Annotated in this window: 14 protein-coding genes; 8 read left to right on the top strand and 6 right to left on the bottom strand. The window is 62.7% G+C overall.

Going from position 1 to position 14,342, the window contains the following annotated elements:
* The first annotated feature begins 147 nt into the window (after positions 1-147).
* Entirely contained in the window at positions 148-2,079 is a 1,932-nt protein-coding gene (locus tag TX79_RS11150) for a hypothetical protein (RefSeq protein ID WP_049927517.1), read from the top strand.
* Between the two features lie 113 nt (positions 2,080-2,192).
* Here TX79_RS11150 and TX79_RS11155 read toward each other — a convergent pair whose 3' ends face one another.
* Positions 2,193-3,110, bottom strand: coding sequence for an acetamidase/formamidase family protein (locus TX79_RS11155; RefSeq protein WP_049927518.1), 918 nt, complete (start codon positions 3,108-3,110; stop codon positions 2,193-2,195).
* A 118-nt stretch (positions 3,111-3,228) separates the two neighbouring features.
* Here TX79_RS11155 and TX79_RS11160 point away from each other — a divergent pair, with 118 nt between their 5' ends.
* The 3 genes from TX79_RS11160 (at position 3,229) to TX79_RS11170 (ending at position 6,202) form a co-directional block, all read left to right on the top strand.
* Entirely contained in the window at positions 3,229-4,218 is a 990-nt protein-coding gene (locus TX79_RS11160; RefSeq protein WP_049927519.1) for an arsenic resistance protein, read from the top strand.
* A gap of 72 nt (positions 4,219-4,290) precedes the next feature.
* Complete coding sequence (locus TX79_RS11165) at positions 4,291-5,058, top strand: Nif3-like dinuclear metal center hexameric protein (RefSeq protein WP_195892517.1); 768 nt, start codon at positions 4,291-4,293, stop codon at positions 5,056-5,058.
* 61 nt (positions 5,059-5,119) lie between these two features.
* Complete coding sequence (locus TX79_RS11170) at positions 5,120-6,202, top strand: deoxyhypusine synthase (protein ID WP_049927521.1); 1,083 nt, start codon at positions 5,120-5,122, stop codon at positions 6,200-6,202.
* Positions 6,203-6,248: 46 nt separating this feature from the next.
* On the opposite strand, the gene TX79_RS11175 is transcribed toward TX79_RS11170, so the two are convergent.
* From TX79_RS11175 to TX79_RS11185, 3 genes are all read right to left on the bottom strand, one after another.
* The gene (locus TX79_RS11175; protein ID WP_049927522.1) at positions 6,249-6,566 is read right to left on the bottom strand and encodes a nucleoside triphosphate pyrophosphohydrolase; all 318 of its coding nucleotides are present in this window, start codon (positions 6,564-6,566) and stop codon (positions 6,249-6,251) included.
* Between the two features lie 56 nt (positions 6,567-6,622).
* Positions 6,623-7,504, bottom strand: coding sequence for an MBL fold metallo-hydrolase (locus tag TX79_RS11180; protein WP_049927523.1), 882 nt, complete (start codon positions 7,502-7,504; stop codon positions 6,623-6,625).
* Positions 7,505-7,617: 113 nt separating this feature from the next.
* The gene (locus TX79_RS11185) at positions 7,618-8,118 is read right to left on the bottom strand and encodes a small multi-drug export protein (RefSeq protein ID WP_049927524.1); all 501 of its coding nucleotides are present in this window, start codon (positions 8,116-8,118) and stop codon (positions 7,618-7,620) included.
* Between the two features lie 174 nt (positions 8,119-8,292).
* Between TX79_RS11185 and TX79_RS11190 the strand changes: the two genes are divergently transcribed.
* Positions 8,293-9,387, top strand: coding sequence for an NAD(P)/FAD-dependent oxidoreductase (locus TX79_RS11190; protein WP_049927525.1), 1,095 nt, complete (start codon positions 8,293-8,295; stop codon positions 9,385-9,387).
* Between the two features lie 39 nt (positions 9,388-9,426).
* Here the strand turns inward: TX79_RS11190 and TX79_RS11195 are convergent, their stop codons facing one another.
* Complete coding sequence (locus tag TX79_RS11195) at positions 9,427-9,813, bottom strand: pyridoxamine 5'-phosphate oxidase family protein (RefSeq protein WP_049927526.1); 387 nt, start codon at positions 9,811-9,813, stop codon at positions 9,427-9,429.
* A 79-nt stretch (positions 9,814-9,892) separates the two neighbouring features.
* Complete coding sequence (locus TX79_RS11200; protein WP_081655546.1) at positions 9,893-10,630, bottom strand: glycosyltransferase; 738 nt, start codon at positions 10,628-10,630, stop codon at positions 9,893-9,895.
* Between the two features lie 256 nt (positions 10,631-10,886).
* Between TX79_RS11200 and TX79_RS11205 the strand changes: the two genes are divergently transcribed.
* The 3 genes from TX79_RS11205 (at position 10,887) to TX79_RS19035 (ending at position 14,342) form a co-directional block, all read left to right on the top strand.
* The gene (locus TX79_RS11205; RefSeq protein ID WP_049927528.1) at positions 10,887-11,081 is read left to right on the top strand and encodes a hypothetical protein; all 195 of its coding nucleotides are present in this window, start codon (positions 10,887-10,889) and stop codon (positions 11,079-11,081) included.
* A 543-nt stretch (positions 11,082-11,624) separates the two neighbouring features.
* Entirely contained in the window at positions 11,625-12,596 is a 972-nt protein-coding gene (locus tag TX79_RS11210; RefSeq protein ID WP_154660505.1) for a hypothetical protein, read from the top strand.
* A gap of 579 nt (positions 12,597-13,175) precedes the next feature.
* Entirely contained in the window at positions 13,176-14,342 is a 1,167-nt protein-coding gene (locus tag TX79_RS19035) for a DNA methyltransferase (RefSeq protein WP_081655547.1), read from the top strand.

Consider the following 14,342-nt stretch of genomic DNA (forward strand, 5'->3'; position numbering starts at 1 on the left):
TCTCGACGAAGCACGTAGCGTTTCGATTTTTATGTCAGCGATAGGTACGCTATCGATGACTGATGAGCGAGGAGCAGACATGGCTACAGCACCCGACCGATCGTCCGTCGAGACGACGAATCGAAGACGGTACCCCGTATCGACCGTATGTCTGACCGGACGGCAGCGGCCACCGATCGGGCGACGCGGATCGACGAGCTACGAGAGCAGACCGCGTTGACCGCCGACGAACGCCAGGAACTGGCGGAGTTACTCGTCGAAGCCGCGGACGAAGCGGGTTCCGACGGGGCGATAGAGACGGAACGCGACCACATCGCGACGCTCCAGGAGCTCTCGGACGATGGTGCCGATTCCGACCTCAGGCCGGCGGTCGCTCGAGCGCTCGCCAACGCGACGGACTGGGCCGGTCGCGGCGAACAGTTCAGAGAGCGATGTTCGGCCGAACGGGTTCGAGCGGACGTCCGTCGGCTCGAAACGCTCCACGAGACGTACGGTGACGTTGCAGAACAGTACGGCCGCGGCCTCAGTCACGCGGTGGCGATGGAGGGTGACGAGGGGGATCTGAACGCCGCAGCGGAGGCGCTTTCGCGGCTCGAAGCGCTCTACGACGGGTCCTCGGCGGTAATCGCCCGTCACGTAGCTGCCGGGCACGTGGCGGACGCCCGGAACCACGTCGTCAGCCGACTCGACGAGGACGGGGGCCTGGCAGGGAGAGAGCACGACGCCCTCGACCGTATCGAGGAGCTCTACGAAGCCCACGAAACCGACGGCGTCGCAGCCGAGTTGAGCTGGATCGTGGCCCTCTCGTCGATTACGTACCGGATGGACGACGACTGGGAGGCCCAGGAACGACAGATCGACCGCCTGAGATCGCTTTACGGCCGCCACCCCGTCGACGAGATCGCCGAGGCGTTCATCACCGCAGTCGCGGCGATCGCCGAGGACGCGGACGAACACGAGCGGATCGACGCGATGGAACGCTACTCGGAGGAAGCCAAACGACGATACGAGGATCACCCGACCGACGACGTCGCCTCGAGACTGGCGGAGTTGCACAAGGAGCGGGTCAGGTCCTACTGTGGCGTCGACCGACTCGATCCGGCGGCGTCGGTCTGCGATCGACTGGATACGCTCCACGAGACACATTCCGACGCGGTGGCGACCCCGTATTCGTGGGCGTTACTGTCCCTCGTCCACGCCCAGGTCGACGACGGGCGCATTCAGCGCGCGGAGAAGACGCTCTCGACGTTCGAGTCGCTCTACGAGGCACATCCCGACGTCGATCGCGTTACGACGAACTTCTCGAGGGCGTTGATCGACGAACTGTACGAACAGTACGTCGAAACCGATCAGTACGAACTCGCTCGACAGAAGTTCGAGCATCCGGCTGCGACGGAACGACTCGAAACGCGACGACCGTCCGACGTGACCTGGCCGGAGTACGACGGTGACGAACGGTTTGCGATCCAGACGCTGGCGGAGAAGCTGCCGTCGATGGACGACGTCGATGTCGACGACCGCGCCCCGAATGGCGTTCGATCCGTGTCGGCGACCGTGATCCTGCTCCTGTGTACGGGGCCGTTGCTGGGAGCGTTCGTCGCGTTCGACCAGTCACTTGGGCTCATCGAATCCCTCGGCCCGTACGTCCCGTCCGGATTCTGGTGGTGGGTCCTCCTGATCGGTGTCTCTGTCGTCGTCGGCGGACTGTTCTCCGCGGCGAAGGTCGCACCGAGTAAATCGGTCGCGTTCCCGATGTTCGTCGCAATCGGGCCGCTCGAGTTCGTCGTTCGGCCGGCGACTCCCCGTGAAGGAGTCACGTCCTCGGTGCTAGAAGGCGCACTGATCGGTGTCATCGCGTGTGCCCTCCTGTGGGTGCCGCTGTGGGGCGGATACCTGGTCGTCGGACTGCTCATCTGGGTCCTCGTCGCGGTGGGACTGATCGGTGCCTCCGCCTTCCTGCTGAAGCTCGACGCCGTCAGCCCGGCGGTCAGCACGCTCGTTCCACCGCAAACCGTCGAGTCCCTCGACGTCACCCCGATAGAGGCCGAACGACTCACCCGCGAACTCACCCGCCTCTGATCCGATTCGTCCTCACGATCTACGGCGGCGATCACGGACGCGTGGCAGTTTTGCCGGCACTGAGTAGGACCCGTCTGGACTCGCGATCGAAACCAGACCCGACCGCTGTGGATTCAGAACGGATCGGAGAGGTACGCCTTCGGAACGGCGTTGCGGACGGTCACCAGCGGATCGACCACCTGGCTGATCTCCAGGCCGCCGACGAGGCTCGAGAACATGTACGCGTCGGTGGTGTCGAAGCCGTGCTCGGCCGACAACAGGTCGATCGCGTCCCGGTTCGCCAGTTGGCAGGCTTCCTCGAGCGTCTCCGCGCTGGCGACCGGCTTCCAGGCGTCGGGCGTCTCGATCAGCGGTCGCTCGAGGTCGATCCCGGGGTCCTCGAGCACCTCGACCGTGGCGTCGATCTCGCAGGCGATCTCCGACCCCGTCCCGCACATCTCGCCGTCGGCCATGGCGGCCTTGCAGTCGCCCATCGCGAGCAGCGCACCCGCCTGGAAGACCGGGAAGTAGACGACGTTGCCGCCGGTCAGATCCGTCGTATCGAGGTTGCCCCCGTGGTCGTGGGGAACGAGCGTCGTGTACGACTCCGCGTCGGGTGCCACGCCGATCGTTCCGATGACGGGATCGATCGGGACCTCGCAGTCCTCGAACGTGATCGTCGGATCGCCGTCCCCGTCCTCAACGGGCGTGATCCGGCTCCTCGGGGCTTCGATCTCGTCGTCCCCGTCGAGCAAGCCGAAGCCGTCGATGGTGATGACCCGCCCGCGGTCCTCGGCGACGCGCATCGCCTCGATCTCGACCCGCAGGACGTCGCCGGGTTCGGCCCCCTCGACCGCGATCGGTCCCGTGGCGGCGTTGACCTCTTCCGGCACGGAGTCGATCAGGTCCGACTCCGCCTGGACCGAGCCGTCCAAGCTGTCCCGGGTCTCGATCGTCACCTGCGCGCCCGATTCGACGGTCTCGATCGGCTCGAGATCGGGCGTGAACTCGTAGATCGCACCGTCCTCGTGGGAGATCGTCTCGCGCGACATACTCGAGCGAACGGTCGCGGAGACGGTAAAACGACGGCTCGCCGACGGCCATGCCGGAATCCTCACAGGAAGGCGCGAGAACCACGTTCCGTAAGGCACGCGAGCCGTAATCACGGGTGTGGATCTCGTCGAACGATACCAGTCGGCGCTCGTCCTCGTCGCCGTCGTCGGCGGCCTGGCGCTCGGGCAGGTACCCGGCGTTCCCGCCGTCGCCGATCGGCTGATCCTGCCGTTCCTGATGGTGATGCTGTTCGCGGCGTTCACCGGCATCGCCCTCTCCCGACTCCGGGCGGCGTTCGGGAATCGCCGCGTGCTCGGCTCGAGCCTGCTGATCAACTTCCTCTGGAATCCGCTTGTGGCCGTCGCTCTCGGGGCCGCCTTCCTTCGCGACCAGCCGGCGCTGTGGGTCGGGCTCGTCATGCTGCTGGTGACGCCGTGTACGGACTGGTATCTCGTCTTCACCGATCTCGCGGACGGCGACGTCCCGCTGGCGACGTCGCTTCTGCCCTACAACCTCGTGTTGCAACTCGTCTTGCTGCCGGTGTACCTGTACGTCTTCGCGGGCGAACTCGTCGTGGTGCCCCTGGACGTGTTGGTAGAGAGCGTCGTCTTCGTCCTCGTCGTCCCGCTCGTCGTGGGTGCGGCGGTTCGCGTCGCTCTGATCCGTCTTCGGGGAAAACGGTGGTTCACGCGGCAGTTCGTTCCGTTCCTCGGGCCGGTCCAGATCGTCTTCCTGAGCCTCGCCATCGGCGCGATGTTCGCCTCGCAGGGGGCCGTCATCCGCGAGAACCCCGGGTTGCTCGCGTTGCTCGCGCTGCCCGTGATCGCGTTCTACGCGATCACGCTCGGCGTCGGCTTCAGCGTCGGTCGCCTGCTGTCGTTCTCCTACGGGGAGCAGGTCTGTCTGAACAACACGATCCTCTCGCGGAACTCCCCCACGGCCCTCGCCATCGCGGTCGTCGCGTTCCCCCACGAACCGCTCGTCCCGCTCGCGCTGGTCATCGGGCCGCTGCTCGAGTTACCGCTCCTGGGGGTCGTCGCTCGCATCCACCTCTCGATGCGGGATCGGGAGTGGTGGCCCGTCGATCCCGCCGCGGCGGGTGACTGACAGCGAGGTCTTGACCGGCAGTCCGCGATCGCAAGGATACAAACGACGGCGGCCGTACGTGCGCCCATGACGATGGACCTCTCGGCGATCGTCGACCGACTCGACGACCGACTGCGGACCGACGACTTCGCGGACCTCGACGCCAGCGCCAACGGCCTGCAGGTCGGCCCCGACGAGAAACAGGTCGAACGCGTCGCCGTCGCCGTCGACGGCGTCGCGGAGACCTTCGAGCGCGCCATCGAGGCCGACGCCGACCTGCTCGTCACCCACCACGGGGTCTCCTGGGGCGGCTTCGATCGCGTCACCGGCCGCACCTACGACCGTCTCGAGCCCCTGCTCGCGAACGACCTCGCGCTGTACGTCTCGCACCTCCCGCTCGACGGCCACCAGGAACTCGGCAACGCCGCCGGCGTGGCCGACGTGCTCGGCCTCGAGGACCGCTCGCCGTTCGGCGAACTCGGCCCCGAGTATATCGGACAGCGGGGGACTGCCCCCGAACCCTACAGCCGCGAGCAGTTGTGCGACGAACTCGAGGACGAACTCCGGACGGGCGACAGACCCGTTCGGTGTCTCGAGTTCGGTCCGGACGAGGTCGAGGACGTGGCGATCGTCACCGGCAGCGGCACCGACTGGCTCGACGAGGCCGTCGCCGCCGGCGCGGACGCGCTCGTGACCGGCGAGGGCAAACACCAGGTCTACCACGAGGCCCGCGAAGCGGGCATCAACGTCGTGCTCGCCGGTCACTACGCGACCGAGACGTTCGGCGTGCGGGCGCTACAGGACCTCGTCGAGGACTGGGGTCTCGAGACGACCTACCTGGAGTCGCCGACCGGCCTGTAAGAAAGACGGGCATCGATACCGGATCGCGGCGTTCAAACGGCTGGCTCGCCGAGGAGAAGGCATGACCGACGATCACGACAGCGGCAGTGACGCCGCGGCTGACGGCAACAGCGAGGACGAGGGCCACCACGATCCCGAGCGGGAGACGTTCTCGCACGACCCTGTCGCTCACGCCGAAGTCCGTGCCGGGATGACCGTCGGCGAACTCGCCGACGAGTACGGCAACGCAGGGGTCGGCGCGGCGGACCTCCACGAAGCCGTCCACGTGACCGAGTCGATGTTCGCCGACGACGTGACCGTCTTCTTCTCGCTCGCGGGCGCGATGGTCCCCGCGGGGATGCGCCGGATCGTCGCTGACCTCATCCGGGACGGTTACGTCGACGTGCTGGTCACGACCGGCGCGAACCTCACCCACGATGCTATCGAGGCCATCGGCGGCAAACACCACCACGGGGAGGTCACCGCCGAGGGCAAGACCGAACGCGAGCACGACGAGACCTTGCGCGACGAGGGCGTCGACCGCATCTACAACGTCTACCTCCCACAGGAGTACTTCGCGACGTTCGAGTCGCACCTCCGCGAGGAAGTTTTCCCCGTGCTCGAGGGAGAGTGTGAGGCGGACGGTCCCGTCTCGATCCAGCGGCTCACCGAAGAACTCGGTCGCGCGAACGCGGCGGTGAACGAACGCGACGACGTCGACGAGGACCCCGGCATCGCCGCGGCGGCCTACGAGTCGGACGTGCCGATCTACTGTCCCGCCGTCCAGGACTCCGTCCTCGGCCTCCAGGCGTGGATGTACTCCCAGACCTCGCCGTTCTCGCTGGACGCGCTCGCGGACATGACGCCGCTGACCGACATCGCGTTCGAGGCCGACGAGGCCGGCGCGTTCGTCGTCGGCGGCGGCGTCCCGAAGAACTTCACCCTCCAGACGATGCTCGTCACCCCCCGCGCGTACGACTACGCCGTCCAGTTGACGATGGATCCCAAACAGACCGGCGGCCTCTCCGGCGCGACGCTGGACGAGGCCCGCTCGTGGGGCAAACTCGAGAAAGACGCCGAGAACGTCTCGGTCTACGGCGACGCGACGATCTCGCTGCCGCTGGTGGTGGCCGCCGTCCGCGAACGACTCGAGGGGGACGACTGAGACGCGGTGGACTCCGGAGAGGGAGCGATCGACCACCGAGTCGACGTTACGACTCGACGCGCTCGAGGACGATGCGTTCCTGGAAGCCGCCTCGTTCCGCAGCCTTCTCCGCTCGGAGCGCCTCGAGTTCGTCCGCGGTGAGGCCCTCGAACTCCCGGATCGCGCGGACGACCTCGAGGATATCCGCCAGCTCCTCGGGGGATCGATCCTCGGCGTACTCTGTGACTTCCTCGCGGAGCTTCTCGACGAGGTAGGCTGCGTACTCGTCGTCATCGCTCGCGGTCCGGACGACCGGGGTCTCGCCGTTTTCCTCGATGATTGCCGGAATCTCGTCTCGAACGAGTTTGTCGTATTCACGGGCCATAACCGACGATATCGCGCCGGTGCCGTGAACGTTCAGTGTCGGTCGCTGCCGGGGTCCTACTCGCGGCGATCCGACGGCTCGAACTCGTAGCTCTCCCCGTGCTCGAGGTACTCGACGCGGTCCTCGAGTCCGGCCTTCTCGACGGCAGCCTTGAAGTTCGACAGCGGGGAGCGGAACACCTCGTAGTCGTTGTAGTGGATCAGGATCGCGACGTCCGGATCGATCAGGTCGACGGCCTCGACGCCCTGTGCGGCGTCCATCGTCAGGAGGACGCCGAGGATCCGCGTCCCGCCGAGGTGGAAGAGTCCGAGGTCGATGTCGGGGTAGCGCTCCGGGATCTCCTCGAGCGCGTCGTACACGAGGGTGTCTCCCGAGACGTAGAGGCGAAGCAGCGGCGGGTCCTCCGGCGAGGCGTCGGCGGGGTGGAACTCGAGCATGCTGCCCATCACCGGCGGCAGCCCCTTCGAGACCACCGGCGGGCCGTGGCGACCGGGCAGCGCCGTGATCGAGAGCCGGGCGTCGCCCTTCCGAACGCGACACTCCTCCCAGGTCTCGAGCGGGTGGGTCTCGCGAAAGCCCTTCGCGGCCAGTTCCGCCGCGGCGTGGGGCGTCGTCACGATCGGCAGTTCGGGGTCCAGTTTCTCCTCGGCGACCCGGTCGAAGTGATCACCGTGGTAGTGCGACAGGAGGACGAAATCGATCGCCGGGAGCTCCTCGATCTCGAGGGCCGGATCGGTTCGCCGCCGGGAGGTGATCCCGTAGCCCAGGTGGACGTGATCACCGCTGTGGAGGAAGTTCGGGTCCGTGAGAAGCGTGAATCCGGCGTACTCGAGGATCACCGTCGCGGTTCCGACGAAGAAGATCGATCCCTGCTCGAGGTCGGCCTCCTCGGCGTCGGTCGTCGGTAACTCGAGGTCCACGGCGTGGTCCAGACTCATGGACGGTCCTCCACCGCCGCCCCGTTTCAACCCCATTCGGACTGCGCCGGACACTCCGTCCCGTTGACCGAACGGGGACCGTATCGACCCGTTCGTGGGTCTGCAGCGACCGATCAGACCACGCCCAGCAGCGAGAAGCCGAACACCGAGCCGGCGGTCAGCAGGACCGTCCAGACCGCGATGCCGACGGTCATCCACGCCGCCGTTCGCCGGACGGGACTACCCGCGAGCAACGCGACGAGCGTGGCGACGTGGACCCCGGTGAGAACCGGCGAACCGAGGGCGAGACCGGGCAGTCCGTAGGCGTTCCACAGCCGCCGGGCTCGCGCGTATCTGTCGCTCGAGTCCGGGTCCGGGTCGGAGCGACGCGACCGCCACCAGGCCCGAAGCCGCTGGTGGACGACGACGAGCGCGTACACCGACGCGACGTTGCCGACGAACGCGACCACGGCCGTCGTCACGGGGTCGAGTCCCAGGCCGATCGCGATCGGCACGACGACGAGAATCTCGACGACCGGGATCGCCGCGAGGACGAACACCAGCGCGTACTGGAAGAGACCGCCCGACTCCTCGAGTAGCGATCCCACGTCGATGGCCGCCTGTACTACCGTCATGTGTTTCGGGGACGCGTCGGTGGAGTTCCGTCACACCGTAGGCACCAATGCCGCCAAATAGGTGCCGTTCCGAAATCTGGCGAGAGCCACGGGGTCGAATCCGGACGGCCTCGGCGTTCGAGGGGGCATACGCACCCCACAGCGTCAACTCCCTCCGGAGTGGAGGGCCGGGCGATGAGTGACCGTTCGATTCCGAGCTACGAGGTCGTCGTGATCGGCGGGGGACCTGCCGGGCTGACGACCGCGCTCTACACGACCCGTCTGGGCCATCCCACGGCCGTCTTCGAGAAGGAGGGCGGTCGCCACGCGATGGTCGATCACGTCCACAACCTGCTGGGCGTCTCGGAGGACGTCTCCGGCCAGCAGCTCGCCACCCACGCCGTCGACCAGCTCGAGCACTACGGCGGCGACTTCTACCCCGACGCCGTCGAGTCGGTCTCGATGCCCGACGACGAGGAGCCGCGGTTCCGTCTCGAGTCGACCCACGCCACCGTCGACGCCGATCGGGTCGTCTTCGCAACGGGCTTTCGGGACCGAAGTCCGGACGTCCCCGAACTCGAGCGGTTCACGGGTCGGGGCCTGCACTACTGTCTGCACTGTGACGCCTACACCCTCGGGGACGGCCCCGTCTTCGTGCTCGGACACGACGAACACGCGGCCCACGTCGTGATGACGATGCTGAACTTCACCGCCGACGTGGACCTGCTGCTGGACGACCGGGAACCTGTGTGGGACGACGAGACCGCCACCCAACTCGAGGCTCATCCCGTCGACCTCGTCGACACGGCCGTCGTCTCGGCCTACGCGGACGAGAGCCTCGAGGCGCACGAACCGCCGTGGCTGGGCGGCCTCGCGTTCGCCGACGGAACCGAACACGACTACCTGGGTGGCTTCGCCATGTACGGCAGCGCCTACAACGCCGACCTGGCGGCCGATCTGGGCTGTGACCTGCGCGACGACGGCGCGATCGCCGTCAACGAGAACCGCGAAACCAGCGTCGACGGCGTCTACGCCGTCGGTGACGTCACCCACGGGCAGAACCAGACCACCATCGCCATCGGCGACGGCGCGTACGCCGGCCTGGCGATCCACAAGGACCTCCGGACGTTCCCGAAATCGGTCGAGGCGCTCGATGAGGTGGATTCGGACGGCGATGGGGTACCCCTCGAGGCACCGGGGAGTCCGCCCGACCTCCGCGCACAGATGCGCTGCGTGCGGGACCTCGAGACGCATCCGGGACTGCGGGAGCCGTCTCCCGGTCGGGACTGAGCGTCGTGGAGCGACTCGAGACTCGATTCGAGCGAGTCGTTAGTACGTTCGATACGTGGTCGAGCCGACGTCGATCCGGACCAGCGTGTTCTCGCTGTAGGCCTCCGGCTCGGCGTCGTACTTCGCGTTGATCCGCTCGCGGGCCCGCTCGGTCGCCGCCTCGTCCTCGACGACCGTCGCCGTTCCGAGCAGCGTCACCATCCAGCGCGCCTGGCCGGCCTCGTCGGCCTGAATCGAGAGCGCGACCCGCGGGTTCTTCCGAACGTTCGCCAGTTTCCGGCCCGTCGTGACGATCTCCACGGTACCCTCGGCGTACCGGTACCAGACCGGTGCGACGTGCGGTCGCCCCTCGAGACACGTCCCGAGGTGGGCCATCACCGGTTCGTCCTCTAAGAGTTGCTCCGCTTCCGGTGGGACGTTCGACACGAACCAAGTGTGGGTAGCCACGGCGAAAAGGGATCGGCATGCCGATTCCGCCCCATCTACTCCGTGCGAGGCCGGCCGATCAGCCCGTCGCCCGGAGTCGGTCGACGTCGAGTCGCGCGTAGTGCCACACGGTTCCGGTCAGGCCGCTGTCGGCGATCCGTCGGCCCGAACTGTCGACCAGTACCTCGCGGCGGTAGGCCGTCGGATACCGCCGGGCGAGCCGTCGGCTGAACGCCGTGTCCTCGTTGGAAACGTCGGGAAATCCGCCGACTTCCTCGAAGGCCCGGCGATGGACCAGCGTGTTGAACCCCGGCAGAATCGGCCGCTCGAGCCGCGAGAAGAGGTGGTTGATCGTCGCCTCCATCAGCTTCGCCCGGTACGGCCCCGTGATCCGGCAGTAGGAACTCGCCGCCGCGAGTCCCTCCCGTTCGGTGAAGCCGACCAGTTCGGTGAGGTAGTCGGGTCGGACGCGCGTGTCGGCGTCGACGAACGCCAGCCACTCACCGTCCGCACTGTCGGCACCGAGGTTCCGCGCGGCGGCGATGCTCGAGCCACCCTCCTGGCGGACGGTCGCCCCGTACTCGCGGGCGATGGCGGGCGTGGCGTCGCTCGAGTCGCCGTCGACGACGAGCACCTCGTAGACGTAGTCGGTGTCGAGGGCGACGAGGCTCTCGAGCGTCTCCCGGAGGTAGTCGGCCTCGTTGCGCGCAGGGACGACGAAACTGACGTCAGGATCACGGTCGTCGGGAATCGAGGGGAGCGTTGTCGCGGTCCCCGTCGCGCCCGTCCGCCCCGTCGTCGACGACTCGTCGCTCATCGTCGCCCTCTCCGGTCGCTGACTCCTTAATTCGTCACGGTTTCGCCCGCTCGAGTGGGGAATACCGTCTCGAGAGTCTCTGGACGTATCGTGCGTGTTATTCTCACCCACTATCGCACGTCCGGATGATATATCATGAACGTTTATGTACGAGGAGCGTATAGACGGAGGTACACAGATGTCGGTCGTACACGTAGGAGCCTGATTCGTTCTCGACGAGTACCGTTTGCCGACCGCGCGACCGAACCCGACCGACATGAGCACCCGACCGCCACGATTTCACACCGACGCCGAACCGTCTCCCAACCACACAGCGACGCGACCGCAGACGCCGCCCACCTCGAGCGCGACCGCTCGAGCACCGCAGACGTTCTCCCACCGGAGCGGGTCGCGACTGCAGAACCTCGTCGACGAGTTCAACGCCGCTATGCCCGGTTCCCGGAGCGAGTAGTCGACCGCCGGACTCGAGTCCAAACCGTCTTTGTCGGGGGTGTCCTACGCTCGAGTGGCCGATGACGACGCACCCGCTCCGAGCCGGACTCGGCACCCGGTGACGACGAGCCCTATGAGTGCCGAGGCCAGCTTTCTATCCATACATTTACGAGAAGAAGTGAACGAACGTCATAGAATCGCGTCTGCTACCCTCTGCGGGAGGACAGTCGTAATCAAAAGGCGAATAGAGTACACTCTGAGGCGTCACATGGGCATAGTCACTCATCGACCTCTCAGAGAAGACCGTGATTGACCGGATGAACGTGGGGATAGATGTACTGGACATACACTTCGACAAATGTTCGGAACGGGTGAAGCTGGAAAAGCATCGGTTATACCTCGAAGACACCTAATCATCCGTCACAGATATCACAGGTTATTTTTGACTTGTTATTGCAAATCAGAGCACAGAGTTTCTTCACTAGATCAAGCATTTAATTCTGCTAGTCTCTAAGTGGAACTGGTAGTTAATACTTTTAGGAAGGATTTTGTAGCATCTATCGTGAGTTCGACGGTCGACATCTATTCGGAAACATCGGGTGAATTGGTGAACGAAGATACAGGTTTTCTCAGTAACGTAGGTGACAACCTCGAGTTCGAGATCGACAACGTCTACATCGCTAAACGAGGTGGAGGAGAGGACAGTTACCTGAACGGATCCTATTTCGAATTCGACCTGGATCGCCGTGCGATGCACGATGAGAAGGTCATCGCACCCAAACCAGTACAAGAGATCGTTCAGTGGTGTGCTCCCGATATCATTCTCGTAGTCGATGAGGAACCGGTCCTTTCAGTTGAGACGACATACCACGAACTTACCTACAATAATATCGCCCAACGCATCCCTCGGCAGGTAAAGCCAGCCATGGAAGGCGTACCGAGCGTAATCTTCCAAAAGGTCGAGTCATATGATACAGACACGGCATATCTCACGTGGTTTGCTGAAACCTTCCGGAAAGCAAACCAGATCTACGATCCACCGTGCCTCGCCCTCATGTTTACCGAAGAGGATCATGACGAGAAAGCTGATCGACTCGCTAATCTCTGTAATTGGGCGGTCAACAGTAACCAGAACGGATCGATGGAGACTGTCACACAGACAGTCGAAGACATCGCTTCAGATTTTGACCCCGAGTCTATCCTCAAAACAAAGAACGGACGACGACGGAGCTGGATTCGGGTTGACAACGATTATGTTACCTCAATACCAGGCCCAAATCCAGATCGGCAAGGATGGCGGACAAAAGGAACCGGGAATCTCGACCCGTATCCAGGCATGGCGAAGATGTCAGAGATACTCTTCGCATATAACGAGGAAGGTGAGAAAATCCGCGATCTTCGTATATTCTTCCGAAACCTCCCGAGCGACTTCTGGTGGTTCCAGGAGAACGAAGACGAACTATATTATCGCTTGATGAAGGAATTCGCAGACGAACTCTACTACGCTGATCAGAGCGACCAAATCGACGTGTAGACCTCAAACCACGCGGTGGTTCTTGTATAGTCATATAAGCAAGAGGGAAAGACGTATGCTATTCGTGTCCCACTTTTCGGGGAGACGTGATACGTCGAACTCAATCCCTAGCGATCCGCGAAATCAAGATTTGGTTGGAAGACCACAACCATGACGTGTTATATACTGATCAACCTGGTAGCAGTCGTGGGGGTATCGGCGATCGAGCAAATCTGAATCTAGCTTTCGAGCATCTGTATGATCGTACTCCAGATATCGTCGCGATAGACGCTGACAACAATCTCGTCATTGTAGAGGTCGACAAGCGGTTTGACGAGGCTTTGGAAGAGAAATTCAATTTGTACTACAGTAAGCGCGATGCTCTCCTTGAACGACTCGGGGACGAACTCAATCGAGAAATTACTGGGCTCATCTTCGGATTTGGAACTTGGAATACATCTCGACCAGAAGTTGACACTCAATATGATCCGTTCTATCGGTTCTATTTACGCGAGGAAGACGCGAGGGCAGTGAGAGTCTGACCACCATATCACAATTTATATTCGATGACGCAGATATCGTTTCTGGTAAGGACTTAATATGGAGTTCGAGACTCTCGACGAGAAAGATTGGAGCACGATAAAGGATAGCAGTAGTAAAGAACTCACCCACGATATTCACCCGTACTTTGCTAAGTTCTCACCAGAAATCCCTCGTTACCTGATTCGAGAATATACCGACGAAGGAGATGCTGTCCTCGATCCTTTCAGTGGTTCTGGAACTACTCTAGTTGAGAGCTTATCCCTGGGACGCAATGCGATCGGTGTAGACGCAAATCCACTCGCCTGCTTGATTGCTAAAGTAAAAACAACGAAGCTTCAAGATGGCGACCGTCGCCTCACCCGAGAAGTCATCTCTGATATATCGACAGATGTCAATAGCCTATACGGTCAACAAAATCTCCTCGGCAAGTCGTTCGAGGAGCCTGAGATACCGGAATTCCATAATAGAGACGACTGGTTCAATAAAAACGTACAAAAAGAGTTAGCAGTCATCAAACGGCGGATTGAGAAGGTACAGAATGAACGAGTATACGATGTTCTACGTATCGCCTTCTCTCGAATTATTGTTGGTGTTTCAAACCAGGATAGTGAATCACGATATACGCAGGTAGAGAACGACATAGATAACAAAGAATGCCTTGAGAGGTTCACTGAGCAGGCAAATCATATTCTGGATAAGCTTCGAAGTCTTGAGGCAGAAGTGCCCGAGTCGGTTGAGGCCGAGATCTACAATGAGGACTCACGAGAGATGGAAGGCGTCCCGAGTGATTGTGCAGATTTCGTCGTTACGAGTCCACCGTATCTCAACTCTTGGGACTACGGGCTGTATCATAAGTTCCGATTCAAGTGGCTCGACTTGGACGTGGACACGTTCAATCAGCGTGAGATCGGGCGTCATCTCCGACGTAAGGGCGACAAAGTCAGCAGATACAGGAACGATATGTCCGCTGTTCTAGGAAACGTCGCACGGGTTCTCCGTGATGATGGATGTGCTGTCATCGTAAACGCTACTTCTGTCGTTGATGGTGAACACATCGATACAAACGAGATTCTTATCGAAGAAGCCCAGAAACACGGCCTTACATTAGGGAATTCGGTGAGCAAAGAAGTATACGGGCCTCACTTTGGAATGCGGGCAAATAGTGATAAAATGGAAGAAAATCAAAAAATCGAAAAGATGCTCGTGTTTCACGAGGAGGACTGA

It is taken from the genome of Halopiger goleimassiliensis (assembly GCF_000455345.1).
GTDB lineage: Archaea > Halobacteriota > Halobacteria > Halobacteriales > Natrialbaceae > Halopiger_A > Halopiger_A goleimassiliensis.

What these genes read in the sequence shown, in the direction of transcription:
- TX79_RS11150 (WP_049927517.1), top strand. Translation starts at nt 148, where the DNA reads ATGTCTGACCGGACGGCAGCGGCCACCGATCGGGCGACGCGGATCGAC.
- TX79_RS11155 (WP_049927518.1), bottom strand. Translation starts at nt 3,110, where the DNA reads ATGTCGCGCGAGACGATCTCCCACGAGGACGGTGCGATCTACGAGTTC.
- TX79_RS11165 (WP_195892517.1), top strand. Translation starts at nt 4,291, where the DNA reads ATGGACCTCTCGGCGATCGTCGACCGACTCGACGACCGACTGCGGACC.
- TX79_RS11170 (WP_049927521.1), top strand. Translation starts at nt 5,120, where the DNA reads ATGACCGACGATCACGACAGCGGCAGTGACGCCGCGGCTGACGGCAAC.
- TX79_RS11175 (WP_049927522.1), bottom strand. Translation starts at nt 6,566, where the DNA reads ATGGCCCGTGAATACGACAAACTCGTTCGAGACGAGATTCCGGCAATC.
- TX79_RS11180 (WP_049927523.1), bottom strand. Translation starts at nt 7,504, where the DNA reads ATGAGTCTGGACCACGCCGTGGACCTCGAGTTACCGACGACCGACGCC.
- TX79_RS11185 (WP_049927524.1), bottom strand. Translation starts at nt 8,118, where the DNA reads ATGACGGTAGTACAGGCGGCCATCGACGTGGGATCGCTACTCGAGGAG.
- TX79_RS11190 (WP_049927525.1), top strand. Translation starts at nt 8,293, where the DNA reads ATGAGTGACCGTTCGATTCCGAGCTACGAGGTCGTCGTGATCGGCGGG.
- TX79_RS11200 (WP_081655546.1), bottom strand. Translation starts at nt 10,630, where the DNA reads ATGAGCGACGAGTCGTCGACGACGGGGCGGACGGGCGCGACGGGGACC.
- TX79_RS11205 (WP_049927528.1), top strand. Translation starts at nt 10,887, where the DNA reads ATGAGCACCCGACCGCCACGATTTCACACCGACGCCGAACCGTCTCCC.
- TX79_RS19035 (WP_081655547.1), top strand. Translation starts at nt 13,176, where the DNA reads ATGGAGTTCGAGACTCTCGACGAGAAAGATTGGAGCACGATAAAGGAT.